Consider the following 19,002-nt stretch of genomic DNA (forward strand, 5'->3'; position numbering starts at 1 on the left):
TACAATTGTAAATAAGGTGCTTAATGACCATCCAATGGAATAAAATAAGAACTTTTAATGGTTCACAAAATAATGCTTTTGAAGAGTTGGTTTGTCAGTTAGCTAATTCAGAATCAATTGAAAGAAAAATAAATTTTATTCGAGTAGCCGCCCCAGATGGCGGAATAGAATCCTTTGCCAAATTAGAAAATGGTGAATACTACGGATGGCAAGCAAAATTTTTTATAAACTCCTTTAGTACTTCACAATGGCAACAGATAGAGGAGTCTTTTAAAGAAGCATTAAAAAACTATCCTACTTTATGTAAATATTATATTTGTTGTCCAATAGATCGTAATAATGCTGGAGTGGAGGGAAGGAGTTCATTCCTAAAAAAATGGGAGTCATATACAAAAAAATGGAGTGAACAAGCTAGTATACTCGGTCGTAATATTACTTTTGAATATTGGGGAAGTTATGAATTAGTAGAACGATTATCACAAGAAAAAAATATCGGGAAATTAAAATTTTGGTTTTCTGAGCATGAATTTACGGATGATTGGTTTAAAAATCATAATCAAACTGCTTTAGCAAATCTTGGACATCGCTATACCCCTGAAATAAATGTCGATCTCCCTATATCTATAAATCTTGAAGCACTTACAAGAACTAAAGCATTTAAAGAAAGATTTACAAATACATGTCATAAGTTGTTAGTCCAGCTGGACGAAACTTCTCATAAAATTAAAAATGAAATTTCAATTTATGAAAGTCTTAACTCACTTATACCTGAGCTGAGAAGAGAATTAGATCTTAATCAATACGATCTACTAAGAACAATCCCGAGCAGTTATTTGAAACAAAATATTGAATATTCTGTAAAAATTATAGCTGATAAAAGGGAGTTGCTCTGGGATAAAAAAGAACGTGAGGATTCTGAGTCTTATCTATTAAACAACTTAAATAAAGCATTTGAAGTACTTCTAAACTTAAAATCAGAAATTTCTTCTTCAGCCATTGAGCTTTTTAATGGAAAAAAATTACTTTTATCTGGCGAGGCTGGGCAAGGCAAGTCGCATCTTTTAGGAGATTTTATTCACTCTAAAGAAAAACAAAATGGTCATTTATTTTTATTAGGGCAAGATTTTACTGAAAAATCCAATGTTTGGTATCAGATTTTAAATAAAAATTTAAGAATAAATTTACTTGAAAAAGAGTTTTTATCCACTCTTGAATCTATTGCTGAATTAAATAATGAACGTTTTGTAATTGTTATCGATGCTTTAAATGAAGGGGAAGGCCGAATATTATGGGCTGACTCACTTAACGGATTCCTTAAGCTAATTTCTCAATACCAAAGAATTGGTTTAGTAATATCAATTAGAGACACCTATAAGGATCAGATTTGCTCTAAACTTACAGATGACTCTTCGGAATTGATTTATGAAATTCAGCATCAAGGATTTCATGAAATAGAGTTCGATGCATGTAGAATTTTCTTTGAATACTATAATATTCAAACTCCAAGTATACCTCTGCTTAATCCAGAGTTTTCTAATCCTTTATATCTTAAATTATTCTGTCAGAGTCTAAAAATTCAAAATCTGAATACTATTCCAAAAGGCTTTAATGGTATTTTTAATATAATAGATTGCTATATTAACGGAATTAATCAGGTCATAGCCGAAAAACTTGATGTTGATGCTTCACTAAGGCTAGTCAATGCTGCCCTTGCTATCATAGCAGAAAACCAGCTTGATCAGGGGTCCAGCTCACTTTCTTTTATATCGATGAGAAGAAAAATTGCAAAAATTTTAAGTGATGATATTTCTGATCATCAAGCAAAACAATTTTTAGATCTTATGATTAGAGAAGGAATATTGTCTAAAAATCTTTATTATGGTCATAATGATGAAATTGTTTATTTCACTTATGAACGTATGGGTGACTATATCAGTGTTGAATATCTATTAAATAAATATGAGAACTTTTCTGAATTTCTCAATTGGATGCAATCAAGCAACAATGATTTATTAGATTTAGATAACTTTCATTATAACAAAGGCTTATGGCAAGCTTTAAGTGTACTCTCGCCAGTAAAATATAATGTTGAATTGTTTGATTATATAAAAGTCACAGACTACCTATTAGAGGATTTTAAAAATTTAATTATCGAAAGTTTAGTATGGCGGGATCCATTTCAAATTAAAACCCACGATTTTTTTAATTTTCTGGAAAATACACCTCTAAGTAATAAAAATTGGTATTGTTTTTTTAATATGCTATATCAAGTTATTGCAGAAGAGGAACATCCTTTGAATGGAATTTATCTACATAAATTTCTTAAAGTATATTCACTAGCAGATAGAGATTCTTTTTGGACTGTTTTGATTAATAAAAGTCTCTATTTTATTCCTGCAATAGAACGGTTAGTTAAATGGTGCCTTACTAATCGAAATAATAGGCTAATTAGTCAAAATTCGTTGTTAAATGTTGCGATAGGAATTTCATGGTTGTTCACAACTACTAACATACATTTAAGAAATGAAGCGACTAATGCGTTATCTACTATTCTTATTAATAGGATTGATGTATCCATAAAGTTAATTAAACTTTTTTATGATACAAATGACCCATACATTTTAGAACGGGTTTTACTAGCAATTTATAGTTCTATACTAAGTTCAAATGAGTTAGATGAACTAATAGAACTTGCGCAGGAAATAGATAAGCTAATATTTCAAATAAAAGAAGGGAAGGAAATTTATGCGAATGTTTTAATCAGGGATTATGCAAAAAATATTATTCAATATTGTGTATATAAAAATAAAGTTAACTATACCCAACGTGAAATAGACGCAATAAACAAGAGAATTACCCCGCCTTACAATAGTAAACTTCCTAAAAAATTTCTTACTATTCAAGAGATTGATGAAATATATAAATATAATGAGGAGACTTCAGGTTTTAAGGACTATTATTACTCAGCTAATCGTATACTAAGATCAATGACAACGGAATACGGTAGAGGTATATGTGGTTATGGTGACTTCGGAAGATATACTTTCGAATCTAAATTTTATCGCTGGAAAAAAATCATTAATGTAGATTTATTAAGTAATTACGCATGTCAACTAATTTTTGATAAATATGGATATGATGTTGAAAAACATGGGGAATTTGATAGAAATATAAGATATAACTCGAGATATGACAATGATATAGAACGAATTGGTAAAAAATATCAATGGTTAGCTTTATTTGAAATTTTGGCACAGGTCATCGATTCTCATCAATGTTCTAGTAATTATTGGAATGATGATGGCAATAGACTATGGCTTAAACATATTAATGATTTACATGTTAGAGAGATTGATCCAACATTTTACATAAATAAAGGAAATAATAATTACCCTCAATACGCTAATGGAATCCCCGAAATTGAATTTCAAAATTGGGACGGTGATTTATCAACTTGGGCGACGAGCCACGATATTCCTTCTATAAATCCTATGATTAAATTTGAATTGAATGGAGAAGAATGGTTAGTTTTAGAGCGTAATTTAGATTTTACAGAACCTGGTAAATTTGGTGCTTACGAAGATAAAAATAAGAAAAATTTGTGGATACAAATTAAAAGTTATTTTATTCCAAAATCAAGTTATTCAAAGGCAATTGACTGGCTTAAAAAACAGCATTTTATGGGTCAATGGATGCCAGAATCGAATACATTCAATAATTTATTTTGTAAAGAATATTATTGGAACGAAGCTTATTTTGAACAGTTAAGTGGAAATGAATGGGAATATTTAGAGAAATGGGGAGAAAAAGTACCTCATAATGTAAAGGTTATGTCTACAGCCGAAAGACATTCATGGGAATCACGGATAGAAAAAAATGGATATAGTTTTTTAGCGCCTTGCAATCTATTAGTTGAAAAACTGTCAATCAACTATTCAGATACTTTAGGATATTGGCAAGATAGTGAAGGTAGAATCATAGCATTTGATCCTTCAGCAACTATTTCTACTTACAGTAAAAATGTCTTGGCTATAAGGAAAGCTGATTTAATAAACTTTTTGAATGAAAATAATTTAAAAATCTTTTGGACAGTTTTAGGTTCGAAATGGTATATGGGATCACTATATGGTAATGATGATGCACCACATCAGAGGGTAGAGTTTTCGAGTCTAATTGAACTCTATCGCGGAAATTTAAAAGGTGAACCAAAAATTTTTTTTCAAGACTTTAAAAAAGAAGGGAACAGTAATTATGATGAAGCAAGCAGTGAGACCGACACTTTATACCCGAAAGAGTTATAAGAATACTTATATTCTATTTATTATTAATAATAACTAAATGTCATGTATTTATAGACTAAATAATTATATCCTTATGTAGATTCGATAATTTATTAAGGATTCTCTTATTGAAAGAGGATTCTTAATGATTTTTATTATTTATAACGTAACATCAACTTTTAAACCAGCTACTACAGCATCTTCAGTTTCTTTAATGCTCCTAGATTTTCTATATATTGAATATTGGGGCGTATAATAATTCCATTTTGCAAGTTTGTACCGTATATAAATTAATGTTTTAGTTTTAATGCAATAATTAAAGTGTCAATAAAAAGAAAATTTTAATTTCTTTTTTAGGTCTACAAAATTGTTCAAGTGATTTTTTTTATAAATAGATCTTTGCTCCAAAAAGAGCCGACATCGATATAAAAACAATTGTCTAGTTGGATAGGAGCTTTCACGATGGTATGTCCAAGATAGACTTCATCTATATTTCTGATAGTTTCATAATCTTCACAATAGTTACGAATACGATCTCGGCCCCATAGGGCCTTTTGATAAGATGACTGTACTCCAGAGATATGATAGTTACCTTGTTCAACATCTTTCTTAAACAAGTTCCAATCGTTGGAATCTATATCTGCATGAACAAAGCCAATTTTTTTGCTATAGGTTTTTAGCTCTATAAGAATTGGAAGTTGAGAAAAGGTGGCAGAAATTTCTAATTGTTTATTTTGTGGTAATGAGTAGAACCATTCACCACCATTCCTTAAGTGTATATCCCGAATTCTAAGATCAGTTTTTCCTAAGATACACATTTCCTCATGATTCCCCCGAATCATAGTGAACCATGGTTGGTTGATAAGAGTTAGACAATCGATATTTTCGGGACCTTTATCTATTAGATCACCCACTGATATAAGTAAATCATTATCAAAGTCAAAATTGTGTTCATCTAATTTCTGCATTAGAAGAGAATAACAACCGTGGATATCACCTACGACAAAAATATGTCCTTTAGAATGGGAAAGGTAATGAGTAAACATAGTCTTTTCTTTTGTAGAAACAATTGAAGAGTGTAATCATCAAAAGATTTTAAAACTAATAGTTTTGAAAATTTCGTTCCTGTTTCTAGTAGGGTACTCAGTGAGATAGATCATTAGACGATATAAAGTTAGCTATATAGCTAACTTTAGTCATTTTCTATAGAATGTTAGCTATATAGCTAACTTTGTGTGGGAAGAGTACTATGGCACATAGAGGCCAGATAGGTAAAAAAGTAAAAGAAGCAAGGAAAAGCAAAGGCTATACACAACTGAAACTTTCTAAATTAACTAGAGTCAACAAAACAACCATATCTGAAATTGAGAATGGCCGTTTTACAGGGTCTTTTGATATCTTTGAACGTATACTGGATGAGGTTGGATTACAATTTGAAGTCGTGCAAAAGAAGCATATTTTACCTAATTGGGATGAAATTGAAGCGCTATTTGCAGAGAAGGATTAGTAAATATCACTTTAATCCAGTTAAAAATTTTACATTAATTATCAGGTAACAATTCTTTAGGATCGGCATCTAAAATATTAGAGATTTCATACAGTTTTAATATCGTAATATTGACCTCACCTCTTTCAATTCGGCCTAGATAACTGCGATCTATATTGCAGAGTAATGCCAATTTCTCCTGGCTGATTTCTTTCTCTTTACGTCTTTTACGAATTAATTGTCCAATTTTTATAGATAAATCTTGCATAAGTTCTATTCACTTAAAGAATAGAACTATTATTTTTTGCGGTTTAATAGTCCACGGATTATAATCCTCATTTCTAATATTGTAAGCGAATTAAAAATGAGCAAGATTCCATTAAGTATAATTACCTTTTTCTGTTTGACTTTAGTTGGTTGTCAACAAATGCAGGAAGCTGCAAATTCAACCGTAAAAACGATTTCTAAAGGTGTGCAAGCTTATGATGGGTGGGTGAGTAATGGTACGGTCAAGGTTTGGAAAGATATGCGTGATGAAAATATCCGCAATAAGTTCTTGGTACTTTCTTCACAAGGCAATAATAACGTCATCACTCTAAACTCAGCTTTATTAAAGGATAAGTACAAATTAGAGAAACGAACTTTCGATGCCATCTTTCTAGAAAAATATATTACTCACCAAGCTAATTTTTCAGAGGCAAACCGTAGAATTAATAATAGTATTTACGTTTCAGAAAAGGACTTGGCTGCACAACTTTTTATTGAGCAAGCATTAGCTAGAGGTAATGAAGTTCGTTTATATAAGAAAGATGTAAATGCATCACTGAACAATAATTTAAGACAAGCGATTACAGCCTTTAATGGGGCATCTAATCGTTATGATGTAGATCCAGCTTTAATTGAATTCGATAAAAAGGGTAGTCCAGTTGCGATTATGACTCGTTCTTGGCAAACCATCTCAGCAATTGGAGTCGATAGCCGTATATACACCAATATTTACTTTGGTGCAGATATGATGCGTTGGTTTGAAAATAATTATACCAATCGTTACTTGGAAAATAATTTAATTCGGACATATCGTTAATTTACTGGGGTTTAAACTTTAATAAAGCGTAGGAAAGACTAGTACTTTCCTATGCTTATCTATCCTTTGGCTAAGTAGCCTATTGTTCATTTTCTATTTCATTTGTTGATCTTATATCTGTATGTCTAAACTGACTTTACCCTTTTACCATGAATTTTTTGAAATCCTTGAGAGTAATGAAATATTGAATTGGGGAGCAAATGATTTCGTCCAAGCCATTTTTGATAAAAGAAAAAAAATGGGAGATCAGGACCGCCAGTTAATCTACAGAGGCCTAACTATTTTGGTTGAGTGTAAATATTTAAAGCGTGAAAAGAAAGCTGAGAACAATAGGATATACAGATATAGTGAGACTCTACGACTTAAAGTGCATAAAGAAAATATTCAGCAGGAGAAAATAAAAGAAGTGCTTCTTACCGAGCAAAATATTATTGAAAAATCATTGCAAAAAAATAAAGTAGAACAAATTCTTCTTCAAGATATTGTTCATAAACACCCTAACTTTGAAAGTTTCTTTCATAAATACGATCAATGTATTTCTAAAAGAATAATTGAATTAGAAACTAAGGCAGTATTTATACGAGAAATTCTTAATGATATAGAATTTTTCTAAATTCTTGATCTCATTAAAACGGTCACATCACTTTAACTTTACTCTAAGATTTTAACTATTTAACAAAATTGGCGGTGTAAAAAAATAAGTTGTTGATTTAATTTGCTTTAGTCCTATCATGGTGTTTTTTAATCTTAAATATTCTGCCATAAGTAATTCTATTGGGAAGATTAGGATTTCTTCCAGTTAATTTTTTAATAAAAACAGGTGGCTCGTCAGGAGTCTTACTCCAAAGAATGTCATTCTCTACGTAAAGTACTTTTTCATTTCTTGCAGCTTTAATGAAGCATTCTTGAAGTATGACAGCAGCAGCTGTAGCAATATCACGTTCACCCATTGTTTTTTTAGTTGACATATTTAAACTCTTTAAAATGAGATTTATAAAATTTATGTCTATTATAGCTTATAACTCTGCCCCTAGAAATTAATTTGAACTTTTACTAAATTCTTTTATATCTTCAAATGACTGATTAATTGTGTGTTTAAGCTTCTCAGTATATTTATCCTGAATGGATGGATCGACTTTTGATCTATATTTATTTTTTACTGTACTACAATATTAGTTATACTTCTTTCTTTCATTATAATTTGGAAAAATTATTATTTTAGTCAATTTTTGGTCATATTGTTTATAAATATCTTATTTTCTGTTAGTTTTACATTTTTTTACATTACGGAAAATATTGTTGTGGATTCCAATAACATTGTAGAAACAAACGAAAAGTCAAAATTTCCATCTATGCTTATATTCACAATAATATATTTAGCAGTGGTTATTTTTTATTGTCTTTTAGATGTGAAGGGGATGAAAACTTTAAAACCAAATGAATGGGGAGATTTTTTAGCTGGTTTCTTTGCACCTTTAGTCTTTATGTGGATAATTTATGGTTATCATCAACAAGGAAAGGAGCTAAGTTTTCAAATTGAAGAATTATCAAACAGTATAAAACAGCAGCAAATCTTAGCAAGTACTGCTCAAAAAGAATTAAATGTAATTGTAGATAGAGAAAAGAGGCAGACAGAGCTTGAAACCATCAATGCACAACCTTATTTTCATCTAAATGATTTAAAAATAAGTATTTATACTTATTCTGAAAGTAAGCAATTATCATTTGAATTCAATCTTAAAAATAGTCGAAATTTATGTAGAAGTTTATTTTTAATGTATTCTAAAAATTACGAAGATAATAATTTAGTATGGGAAGGAATAGACTTTCTTCCACATGATTTAGATAAAGGGATTAGTGTTAATATTAGAATTCCTTTTTCAAAAACTATTGATGAAGGTGTTGATGAATCAGTTATTTTTTTTAAATTCTTTTACACTGATGCTTTTGATGAGTTGAGAGTACAAATTATAAAAATTAGTATTGATAATAAAAGTTTATCTTCATTCTTGCTAACTTATACACATATATGGTTACGAAATAAAGACTTTCTAGATAATATTAATTATTATTAACTTCATAAAACTAGATAATCTTAATAAATTAACAGGAAATAATTGCCATGAAAAAATCAGACTTTATCACTAATCTTTAGATAAATATTTTTTTAATAAGTGGGGAGCAAGTAGGTGATCAATTTTTAAATTAGTTTTAGTTTTTACCTCTTCTACTATTGATATGAGAGTTTCAGTATACTGATGGTTTTGTATTTCCATATCTTCTATCTGTTTACGTAAGTCCTTATTTGTTTTAGTTAAAGCTAATCTAGTTTTTTTATTTGTATAAAGTTGTTGCTCCTTTACTTTTAAATTTAGCGGTGAAATTTGTTCGGAAATATAAAGACTTATTAGCTTTTTACGTTCAATAGTACTTAATGTACTTAAACCACCTGATATATAGCCTTTAGTGATGAGACGCTCATATAAAGTTTTATGAGAAATAGGCGATTTTTCGAAACCTTCTATAAGCATCATTTGTAATTCTTGCTCAATTACCTTATCTAACTGTTTACCACGTAACATATCAATTATCTCTAGATTCAATCTTTTGTTGTTCTATCGCGAATAATTCACTCAGTGTATGCGGTAGTTTTATATTATCATAGGGAAATACTATTATAGGTATCAAATCATTTTGTATTTCAACTGATTTTTCTTGAAGTTGAACTAATGAATTGAATTTTTCATGTAAATTGTCAAGCATTTCTTTATAAGAACTATCATTAGTAACTAGACAATCTAATAAACTTATTTCATTTGACAATTTCATTATTTGAAAGTTTATTGCGTCGAGTTCTCCTTTACGACCTGTCAGCGTAAAATTTCCACATTGATCACCAGATTGACATGATAAACGTTTAGGACAACTATGTATGGCAATTTCGCGCATACATGCACCAAATGGTAATGGATATAGGTAAGCATGTCTTTCAATTAGTTTATCAGCTAAGCCAGTATTTTCTTTATTTAACTCATTAAATGCAGCAGAAATATCTGCAAAGTAGCCATCAAAAAAAGAGTTTTTAATAAAATTAGCTGTCTCTTTTCTAGAGTCAAAAGTTTGTAAGTTTCTCTTAAGGTTGTTTTCTATATCATTATTTTTAGAGAAATACATTATTCCATCTTTTTTAATAGATTCGATAGGAGAGAAGTCTTTATTGTTAGCAGTAGCAACTGGTCCAGGTTCATTTTTACTAAAAATACCGGCTGTAAGGCGTCGTTGTTTTAAAGCTATATGTTGATAATATTGATTTTGTTTTACATCTACACGACCCATTAACATGGCTTGCAAATGTTCAGATAAACCACTAATGGCTAAAAATGTATTAATATTATGACGAGGAATATGAGTACTTATTTTAGTATACTCATTCTTATTTTCAAGGAGGTTATATTTTTTGAAAACTGATAAGTTTTCACTATTACCCAAAAAACCATCTATAATTTTTAAAGTTAAAGGTAATATATTTGCTTTGTTTATAAAAGCTCTTTGTAAATTTGTAGATCTATATTCATGTATAAACAGTAAATCTTCAAAAGCAATCTTTTCAATTTTACCTTCATAGTTGAAAATATGATGCAAAGGAAATTCTGAGTCATAATTATTGAGGCTTTTTATAAATAAATTTATATCTTTTTTTAAGTAATATTTTTTAATTCCTCTTTTTTCTTTTATTTCTTTATAAATTGGAACATTTTTAAGAGTTTTTGTTACTACATCACGTTGGCCAGCACGCCCTCTTGTTTTGTCTTTTACACCGAAAACTGTGCCTATTAAGTCATCTATTTCTACATAATCTTGAGTAATATCATCAATTTCTTTTGGAAGTAAATTACAGCAATTTTTTGAACGTATATAATAAAGATTTTCTCTTAATTGTTTAGTAAGATCTAATACATTGGCAAATATAGATTGAACTAATTGTGCAGATGAGGGCTCTACCCAATGAATTCTGATCCCGGCTCTTTTGGCTCCATGATAGCGTAGTCCAATAACAAACTGTTCAACTCCATCTAAAGTAACAGGTTTATTAGTGACAGGATCAAGAATTACATGTTTAATTAATGCATCTTTTTTTAAAAGTATCGCTTCAGTTGATCGAAAACCAGTTACAATTAATAGTAATAAAAAATTAAGTATTAATTTTTCACCATTGGTTTGACATAAATTAATTAATGTTACAATATTAATAAATGTTCTTATTGTAATAAGTTTATCAGTTTCAACTTGATCCTCATCAATTTCTAATTGTTCAAGCAGAGCTTTAGTCTTTAAAGCATTAGATGTTCTATTTTGACTATTTATGTATAATAATTTTATTGAGAAATCTAAGTTGTGTTCAGTAAAAGAATAATAATTTATTATTTCTTGTAATCTATGGTAACCACCTGCATGATTAGCATGTTGTGTTTTTGTGGAATTCTGAATTAATATTTCAAAAGAATTATTTAAAACTGATGTGCTTAAATAACAGGGATGTATTTTAGCAGGTTTTTCATCAAGTAAAGCACTGTACCAACGCTTCAAAATCAAAAATTCAGAATATAATTTTTGAGGAGAAGCTTTTGAATTTGATTTTCTATAACTTAAAACCAAGACTGCTTTCATAAATTCTTGATATATTTCATTTATATGGATATCTTTTATCCCTAATATTCTCTTGGTTTCTTTAAAGTTAAAATGAATTTTCCCAGCTCTTGCTAGTAACCATCCAGATCCTCCAGATATTAGAGTACCTCCATACCACCTTGAGTCCTCCCATTTACCTTTAAATGTAGGTTGTATATATTCATCAAAATATTTTTTCTGTTCATTAATAAAGTTACTATATTGTGCATTATCCATTTTTAGCATCCTTATTTAGAGTGCAACGTGCAATAACGGATTCTATTTCAAACTTTGTTGCCTCATGGATTCTTATTAATGGATTCCTAGAGGCGCCTACATTATCTGAGAGTTTGATTAACTGATTAATTTCGTTTTGAATACTATTTAGAACTTCGGTGTGATCTCCATCGATAAATGGATGAAAATACATACATCCATAACAATTTCGAACAGGTTGGAATAAACATTTTTGATTGTAGGAGCAACCTCCAATATCATAGTGGATGGTACTTCCAATATTTCCTAAAACTTTTTTATTATTCCATTCATTTCTATAAACAAGATGCCCAGTCAATAGCATTGTTATCATTTGTTTATACAAAGGATTTTGCCCTAAAGCATGCGCACGTATTTGGGCTATTTCTGGTGTTGAATAGATATAATGTCTAGCTGTTACAACTACAGAATGTCCTAAAATATATGAAATTTCTTCAGCTGATGCTCCAGCCATGGCTAAACTGTAACCGACATGATGTCTAAAATCTGAAACAGAATATTTTTGCTCTAGCATTTCTCCTGCTAAAACAGCTTTTTTATAATTTTCTGGTGAAAAGTCAAATAGTTGAGTATTTATAGCTTTGAAACAAAAAAGAGCAGAATTATCTCCGAGATCAAATAATTTATTCTGAGGTTCTAAATTAAATCTTTTAATATATGCAAGAATAATCTGTGCAATTTCTTCTGATAATTTTACGGCAATTTTTTCATAAATATATCGCTCTTGTTTAGCGTATGGGATCAAAATACTATAGCGATAGAATTGGTCCGCTTCTCTATAAGTATCTATTATTATATCTTTTACAGCTAACTTACTCAATTGCACAGGCCTAAGACCAGTAGAGTATACTAGCCCTAAGATGGAAGCATTAATAAGTGTCTGGTTTTGAATTTGTTCTTGACTAAAATTTAAAATGCTATTTAGCTTCGTAAGTCCTTGTTGAATTATGGTCAAAAGGGAAAAATCAATAGGATCTTCATATAATTGATAGAATAAGCTCGAGTTGAAAGCATCAGGTCTAGGTAAAAACTCTAAATCATAATCGTTATCAATATCAAATTTAGGGAAATTTTCAATAATTAAAATCTTGAGGAAAAATTTTATATTTGAGTACGTAATACGATGTTCTTTCAAAGCTGCTATATGCGTTAAAAGTTTTTTGAACGCCTCATATTCAAAAAATAAAGAATTTTTTTTCAAATAATCTATTAAGAATTTGAATGAACGTAGTCTTAAACTTAATGAGGAAGGTGAATTTTTTTGTATGTACGAAATAAGAAGAAATTTTAAAAGAATCATTTCTTTTTTAGGAAATTGAGTAAAATCTAATACTTCTCTTTTACCTGAGTAATAGAAATCCCAAATATTATTCTCAGATATAATAAACTTATCTTCAAAATTATCTGCTAATACAAATTTAACAATTTTAGGGAGTTTTTTATTAATTTTTTGAATAGCAATTACTTGCTCAGAATTAAAAATTGCTTCTGAAGTAGTTTCGCCTTTGGTACTATAAAATTGATTGATCATTTTAATTTTCCCATAATTCTTGAGAAATTCTCTGTAAATTTATTATGTTAGAACTTTCTACAATAAAGCGTTTTGCATAATATTTAGGCATTTGACTATTCATACTCCAACCGCCAAGAATCCGCAAGTCTTCCTGAGCTTTCTCCATAATATTATTGTTAAGTGATTGATTGTATAAATCTTTTTTGTGCTTTTCTAAAGCAAATGCTAAAGTAATATAAGCCCAAGTATGTCTGCAAGTATGAGGAGTAAATTTTTCTAAAGTACCGTAAAGTTTCTCATTATCAAAGTAATGGGGATATAGTGTTCTAAATTTTATATCGATTTTTTTAAATATTGCATTAATAGTGGAATAGCTTAATGCAGGGTAGGGAGGAGTGAATGATGTAAATAGGATCTGTGTTGTCGAAGTTTTCCTGATAGAATTTATATAAATATTAATAAGTTGATAGTCTTGCTTACTTAGTTCAATTACCCTATGAGACTGAGCATTTTTTATATGTGGCTTTCTACTTCTCGAATCAAACTCATCATCTGTATTTGTTATGATTAAATTATACTTATCATAATTTATTGATTTTTTTATTGATTTTTCAGAAATGAGCATTAATTCACCTATACGTAATCCATAGTTCAACATGAGGTGTACTAATAAGAAATTTCGAAATTGACTTGTTTTAGACTTAAAAGGATTATGCGGATTTATTTTATTTTCTCTACTAGGACGAATAATCTCATATAGTTTTGTAAGCATTTCATCATCTAAACTTTTGAAATTTGGAATAATTCCATTATTTACAGTTAAAGCATATCTATTAAATTTACTAAAGATTTTTCTTTTATTATTTAGAAATAAGTCTATTCGCTTTCTACGATTAGTAATTTCATTGAGAGGATAGCTCTGGTGTCTTAGGTTCCAAAATTCATCTAATAGATAAGTGAAGAATTTGAACAAAGACCTCATACGTTGAGAAATGGTGCTATAATTTTTTTGGAACCATTGATTCGATTTATAGTGCATTGTATTAAATTTCAAATCATTGTAGTTCTCTAGAAAAAAAATAAAGTTATCGATTTCATTTAAGTAAATATCTGGATCATATGTTGAAGTTAAAAATGACTGACAAAAGGTTGTACAGTGCTTCGTATACCAATATTCATACCAAATTTTCACAGCTATTAAATCTGCTTGTTGTGTTGAAAGGCTTTGAAGTCTAAGTATTGATAATGAAAATAAGAATGAGTAGAGGCAAGGAGCTGAAGTGGATGTATCGAACAATAAGATAATTTTATTTTCATTTAATTTTTTTTTTGAAAGCTTAATTGTTTTTAGTACATACATAATGAACTCCTAAACTTTATGAAGTATTTAACATATAAACATAAACAAAATAGGTTGAACTGTATCTAAAACGTAAGATGTTGATTTATAGTAGAGCAACTATTGTTTATGAAGTAAATTACCTATGCACTCCATTTAACATAATATACATTATACGAAGTGTTTTATTATTAACACTTTGTTTTATATAGCTTTCTTGGCACTAAAATCTAGCGACACCAATACAGCCTTTGGTGTTTTACCTGTGAAATCCCAATCAAAGATCATTGCAGCTTCCGCAGGCAATTTCTGATGAATGTAATCATTAAAGAACTGAGCACCTTTAATCTTGTAGTCAGTCGATTTAAGACCGATTGCACCTTGTTCTTTTTCTTTAGCTGAATATTCTTGAAGTACAGTTACAACCGTATTTGAAAACGTAATTTCTTTACCAGATGACTGGTCTTTAAAATCACCAGCAGATTTACGGATGCCTGTAACTGTCATAATTGGATGTTGTGAATTGTTCATTTGCTCACCTTTAAGCTACTGATTTAAATTGCGATACTGGCGGCTCATACCACTCAGGCAATTGTTGTGAAAAGTCGATTTCTACGAGCTTCATAAATGGAATGACGTTTTTAGCCTTGTTGTCATGCAAGTTCTGCAAAAATGCCTTTGAAAAGCCACAATCGCAAAGTTCAGATAAATGTCTATAAAACGTAGGTTTAGGAAGCATTTCAGCTAACTTCTCTAAACCATGTTCACGTACTAAACAGTACGTAGAATAAATATTTCGGATACGTGTTTGAGAAACCTTACCGCTATTGGTAACGACAACTGGCGAGTTAGATATGGCTTCCAATACACTTTCATCATTAATCAATTTCACAGTTTGACCTCTCATGGCATCAAATATTCCGTGCGTTGCTTTAGTCCAAAGTGTTTGAAGTAAATCAGGATTTGCCTTTTGAAATGCTATAAGTTCATAAAGGTTCGTTGGTACTCCATTACGCTCAAGCCAACGTTTTTTTAAACGCGACTCAAAACGTAAAAGTCCGACAGTCCAGTTGATTAACCGTGAGTCAGACATGACATCAACAACTCGTTGAGCTGATTTGTCATTCTTCTTTGCCAGTTGCTTAAGTTCTTCAAACTGGGAAAGAAATTCATCATGCTTTAAATAGCATTTATGGTTTACAAGTCTGGATGTCTGGCCACCCCAATACACAGAGCTATCAAACCGCTTATTAGAAAGTCTAGTTTGACCGCTACTGACATTAGCCAGAAAATCCAGAATCTTTTTAGCCGTTGTCTGGTCTGACAACTTAGCCGAGTAAGTCACATCAATATGTGAAACCCAAGCACGATTCCAATCGAGCATACGGGTAAGAACTGGATAAGCCATGTGTAAGAAGCCGATCATTTCATCAGCACCCTGCTCTATATCGTCCGAACCAAAAACGTTATGACCCTGCAATAACTTTGCAGGTGAAGCCTTAATTTGTACGTAAGGCTCATAACTAGCATCGAAAAATACTTTCATTGCCATACCCGTATAATGAGTTGGCACACTTTCAAATGGATGAAATAAAGCAGCAGCAGAAATTGAACCATCGTCATTCTTATGAACAGATCGTGACGCAAGTGGGATTTCTATGGTGTGAAGATCGATATCTACAAAAAAATAACGCCCTTCCGCATCTACTGAGTAGAAGCTGGATTCGAATGGCGCATTTATGCAAATATGATCTAGCATGGTCTAATTACGCATGTATACAAATAACATTTAGCAGAATTTAATACAATTACACATGAATAGCAAGCACATATAACACATATACAAGTAATATTGTATGCAAGTTAATAACCCTAAAATGTGATCAAAATGGCAGTAACAGTACGTTTAAATGACAAAGAGCAAGAATCTCTTAGAAAGAAGTGTGTAGAGCTCAATAAAATTCTGATCAATAAAAATTTACAGCCCATTAAAGATAGTGAGCTTGTACATATAATCCTTGAACAAGCTATCGATAATGTTGAGATATCAGCAAATGGAAAAGTAGTTGTAAGAAACTCGAAAGACCTCTAAAAATTCCGAAATATCGGACTAGAGTCCACCATTAGAAGTGCAAAAAGCCGTATAAAATTCTCAAATTTGAGACTAGAGTCCACCATTAGAAGACGTGGACTCCCCTTATCTCCCAAAATTCGCATAATGCAGATTGATGTTAAAAAGCCCCGTGAGTTGTTTAATTTTCTCACTGGGGCTTAGTAACATAATCTGTGCATCACATTATGCGAACTTTCAGACGCTAAAATTTAGTCTCATCTTTAGTGAGCCAATAAATAAAAAAGAGTGCAAACAAAAACAAAAATGGAGCAAGAGTTTCATAATGTTCAAATGTCATATTTTGCCAATCCCCCAAAAATCACAAGTGTTGATTTTATTCATTTTTTTGACACCCGGATTAAACTGCAGTTGAGCTGAAGAATGTAATAAAATGCCAATCAATAATATTCTCCCATATCTGAAAAAAGATGCTCCTCAACACCAGTGGGTGAGCTAACAAAGAATTTCTCTAAATTGTCCATATTGCGACTACATCTAAAATGCTGATCAAATTTTAATTGTTCTGTAAAAAATTTAGAGTCCTGAACAACAGCAATGCAATTCGATAATTCCTTAACTTTATTAGTAAAACTACTAAAGTCAGTAAAATTATCAGATTCAATAATTGGTAAATTATACAAATTATCTGCAAGAAATACCGAGTACAAAGTCTTACCCGTTCCGGGTCCACCAGTAATTAAAATTTTCATAATTATCACCATTAAGGAATATATTGATCGTCATCTTGTTGGTATCGAAGTTCACGCATAAACTTCAAAGTAAACCAAATAATAAAAACTAAAGCCAAAAAGACCATAAATACAAGTTGAACCCAATCTGAAAATTGCATCCTATATCCCCTTGTCGGAGTGTCTAGACTACGCCTTGAGACACTCAAAAAATACGTTAAATCAGTTGTTATACGCGATGTGTCTCAATTCCCCTGAAGACACTCCTTTATGACACTACGTTACATCAAATAGACGGTTTTTGTAATCAGAGAGAAGAAATTTAAATTACGGTTCACCAAACATCTGCCTTTGAGCCTCAGCTTTTTTAGCTGTCTCTAGATCCTGTTTAGCCTCTGGAGAATAATTATTTTGTACTGTCATTTGTGCAACCTGTCTTGTCGGTGTCTTCATCACGTTTCTATCTGCATCTTGAATGACTTGCTTACACAGATGGTCTTTTTCATGTATTGGACGCGCATACTCATCTACAGCCGTGTATTTGCCATGAAAATAAACACACCCTGAAATCTCACGTTCTTGCTGTTTCTCTAAGTTCTTAGCATATATATCACGTTGCTCTTGAAGCTTTTTCTCGCGTTCCTCCTGTAATTTCTTTTCCTGATCAAATGGAGACATATTGTTGATATCCTTCGGCATTTCCTTATTCACAACAATATCTTTTGTAGTACCAGTTGCAGCCATAGTCTCTTGACCCGACATTAATTTAACCGCTTTATTTTTAGTAAGTGCGTAATAAATTGGAGCACATATAAGTGTGATAGCAACAAGTGCTACGAGTATGTATTTCAATGGAAAATTCGACTTGTGCGTATGAACATTAGCTGATTGATACAAATGAAAATATGATTTATTGAACTTCATATTTTTTTTCCATTCTGCTCTAGATCGCTCCGCAGTAGAGTCAGGATTACTAACATGTCTACGCCAAAAAAATAAAACATTGTGTCTAAAGCCAAACGGTCGCATTAAATGATAATGCTCACCAACAATGTTTGTTGTTCTTGTATTTAAATCAGCGCTATCTTGCGTAGCTAGAATGATGTCAAAACCAAAATGACGATGTATTTTTAGTGCTCTGGCAATATCAATAATTGAGTCTCTATAGCGCTTCTTTTCTCTGTCATACGCCTTTTTCAATTTAGACACTCTATCTCGATATGTCGTTATGTTTTCATTCTCTAACTGTTCAGCCTCTTCAAACTCTGGATAGTCAATAATATCTTCACGTGAAAAAGCGGGGTGTTCATGAGCTTCATCATATATAACAACAGAACCGTCAGGTAAATCTCTCCAGTCTTGATCAGAAGGAATAGGCAAAACTTCAGCAATTTTTAATCCTGCAATATTAGAAAATACACGACGACCTTCAGCTAAATATTCGAAGATCATTCTGATCAATAATAATGTTTTCCCCGTGCCTGGAGGAGCTGTGACGAGTTTTAGTGCCATGTGAATCCCCGAAATTTCGCGTGACGCGCCCCCGCGCTTGCG

General features: G+C 30.9%; 18 protein-coding genes. 6 read left to right on the plus strand and 12 right to left on the minus strand.

What is annotated here, in order from left to right; all coding sequences use genetic code 11:
- Positions 1 to 23 precede the first annotated feature (23 nt).
- A complete protein-coding gene (locus ACYU0V_RS08760; RefSeq protein ID WP_461849814.1) occupies positions 24 to 4,301 on the plus strand; it encodes an NACHT domain-containing protein in 4,278 nt (1,425 codons plus the stop codon).
- A gap of 350 nt (positions 4,302 to 4,651) precedes the next feature.
- On the opposite strand, the gene ACYU0V_RS08765 is transcribed toward ACYU0V_RS08760, so the two are convergent.
- On the minus strand, positions 4,652 to 5,326 hold the full coding sequence (locus ACYU0V_RS08765) for a metallophosphoesterase (RefSeq protein WP_272399765.1): 675 nt from the start codon (positions 5,324 to 5,326) through the stop codon (positions 4,652 to 4,654).
- 203 nt (positions 5,327 to 5,529) lie between these two features.
- Between ACYU0V_RS08765 and ACYU0V_RS08770 the strand changes: the two genes are divergently transcribed.
- Positions 5,530 to 5,787, plus strand: a complete 258-nt coding sequence (locus tag ACYU0V_RS08770) for a helix-turn-helix transcriptional regulator (protein WP_416696532.1) — start codon at positions 5,530 to 5,532, stop codon at positions 5,785 to 5,787.
- 34 nt (positions 5,788 to 5,821) lie between these two features.
- Here ACYU0V_RS08770 and ACYU0V_RS08775 read toward each other — a convergent pair whose 3' ends face one another.
- Positions 5,822 to 6,034: a helix-turn-helix domain-containing protein gene (locus ACYU0V_RS08775; RefSeq protein ID WP_272399766.1), complete on the minus strand. Its 213-nt coding sequence runs from the start codon at positions 6,032 to 6,034 to the stop codon at positions 5,822 to 5,824.
- 96 nt (positions 6,035 to 6,130) lie between these two features.
- Here ACYU0V_RS08775 and ACYU0V_RS08780 point away from each other — a divergent pair, with 96 nt between their 5' ends.
- Both ACYU0V_RS08780 and ACYU0V_RS08785 read left to right on the plus strand, forming a co-directional pair.
- Positions 6,131 to 6,850: a hypothetical protein gene (locus ACYU0V_RS08780; protein WP_461849815.1), complete on the plus strand. Its 720-nt coding sequence runs from the start codon at positions 6,131 to 6,133 to the stop codon at positions 6,848 to 6,850.
- 121 nt (positions 6,851 to 6,971) lie between these two features.
- The gene (locus ACYU0V_RS08785) at positions 6,972 to 7,463 is read left to right on the plus strand and encodes a hypothetical protein (RefSeq protein WP_461849816.1); all 492 of its coding nucleotides are present in this window, start codon (positions 6,972 to 6,974) and stop codon (positions 7,461 to 7,463) included.
- 97 nt (positions 7,464 to 7,560) lie between these two features.
- Here the strand turns inward: ACYU0V_RS08785 and ACYU0V_RS08790 are convergent, their stop codons facing one another.
- Positions 7,561 to 7,818, minus strand: a complete 258-nt coding sequence (locus ACYU0V_RS08790) for a hypothetical protein (protein WP_416696535.1) — start codon at positions 7,816 to 7,818, stop codon at positions 7,561 to 7,563.
- 333 nt (positions 7,819 to 8,151) lie between these two features.
- On the opposite strand from ACYU0V_RS08790, the gene ACYU0V_RS08795 reads away from it, so the two are divergent.
- Positions 8,152 to 8,925: a hypothetical protein gene (locus tag ACYU0V_RS08795; RefSeq protein ID WP_461849817.1), complete on the plus strand. Its 774-nt coding sequence runs from the start codon at positions 8,152 to 8,154 to the stop codon at positions 8,923 to 8,925.
- A gap of 69 nt (positions 8,926 to 8,994) precedes the next feature.
- On the opposite strand, the gene ACYU0V_RS08800 is transcribed toward ACYU0V_RS08795, so the two are convergent.
- The 6 genes from ACYU0V_RS08800 to ACYU0V_RS08825 all read right to left on the minus strand — a co-directional run bounded on the left by ACYU0V_RS08800 (position 8,995) and on the right by ACYU0V_RS08825 (position 16,405).
- A complete protein-coding gene (locus ACYU0V_RS08800) occupies positions 8,995 to 9,432 on the minus strand; it encodes a hypothetical protein (protein WP_272399773.1) in 438 nt (145 codons plus the stop codon).
- A 1-nt stretch (position 9,433) separates the two neighbouring features.
- The gene (locus ACYU0V_RS08805; RefSeq protein WP_461849818.1) at positions 9,434 to 11,755 is read right to left on the minus strand and encodes a hypothetical protein; all 2,322 of its coding nucleotides are present in this window, start codon (positions 11,753 to 11,755) and stop codon (positions 9,434 to 9,436) included.
- Positions 11,748 to 13,325 (minus strand): site-specific integrase, encoded by a 1,578-nt coding sequence (locus ACYU0V_RS08810; RefSeq protein WP_461849820.1) that lies wholly within the window; start codon positions 13,323 to 13,325, stop codon positions 11,748 to 11,750. Before ACYU0V_RS08810 ends, ACYU0V_RS08805 begins: the two co-directional genes overlap by 8 nt.
- Before the next feature lies 1 nt (position 13,326).
- Positions 13,327 to 14,667 carry a site-specific integrase gene (locus ACYU0V_RS08815; protein WP_461849821.1) on the minus strand — a complete coding sequence of 447 codons (1,341 nt, stop codon included), beginning with the start codon at positions 14,665 to 14,667 and terminating at the stop codon, positions 13,327 to 13,329.
- Positions 14,668 to 14,850: 183 nt separating this feature from the next.
- On the minus strand, positions 14,851 to 15,177 hold the full coding sequence (locus ACYU0V_RS08820; protein WP_461849822.1) for a hypothetical protein: 327 nt from the start codon (positions 15,175 to 15,177) through the stop codon (positions 14,851 to 14,853).
- Between the two features lie 10 nt (positions 15,178 to 15,187).
- Positions 15,188 to 16,405, minus strand: coding sequence for a phage/plasmid replication protein, II/X family (locus ACYU0V_RS08825; protein WP_262441072.1), 1,218 nt, complete (start codon positions 16,403 to 16,405; stop codon positions 15,188 to 15,190).
- Positions 16,406 to 16,534: 129 nt separating this feature from the next.
- Between ACYU0V_RS08825 and ACYU0V_RS08830 the strand changes: the two genes are divergently transcribed.
- The gene (locus ACYU0V_RS08830) at positions 16,535 to 16,738 is read left to right on the plus strand and encodes a hypothetical protein (RefSeq protein ID WP_461849823.1); all 204 of its coding nucleotides are present in this window, start codon (positions 16,535 to 16,537) and stop codon (positions 16,736 to 16,738) included.
- 419 nt (positions 16,739 to 17,157) lie between these two features.
- Here ACYU0V_RS08830 and ACYU0V_RS08835 read toward each other — a convergent pair whose 3' ends face one another.
- From ACYU0V_RS08835 to ACYU0V_RS08845, 3 genes are all read right to left on the minus strand, one after another.
- Positions 17,158 to 17,469, minus strand: a complete 312-nt coding sequence (locus tag ACYU0V_RS08835) for a hypothetical protein (RefSeq protein ID WP_461849824.1) — start codon at positions 17,467 to 17,469, stop codon at positions 17,158 to 17,160.
- 11 nt (positions 17,470 to 17,480) lie between these two features.
- A complete protein-coding gene (locus tag ACYU0V_RS08840) occupies positions 17,481 to 17,609 on the minus strand; it encodes a hypothetical protein (RefSeq protein ID WP_284691023.1) in 129 nt (42 codons plus the stop codon).
- Between the two features lie 166 nt (positions 17,610 to 17,775).
- Complete coding sequence (locus ACYU0V_RS08845) at positions 17,776 to 18,960, minus strand: zonular occludens toxin domain-containing protein (protein WP_174724894.1); 1,185 nt, start codon at positions 18,958 to 18,960, stop codon at positions 17,776 to 17,778.
- Positions 18,961 to 19,002 lie beyond the last annotated feature (42 nt).

It is taken from the genome of Acinetobacter sp. X9 (assembly GCF_054889255.1).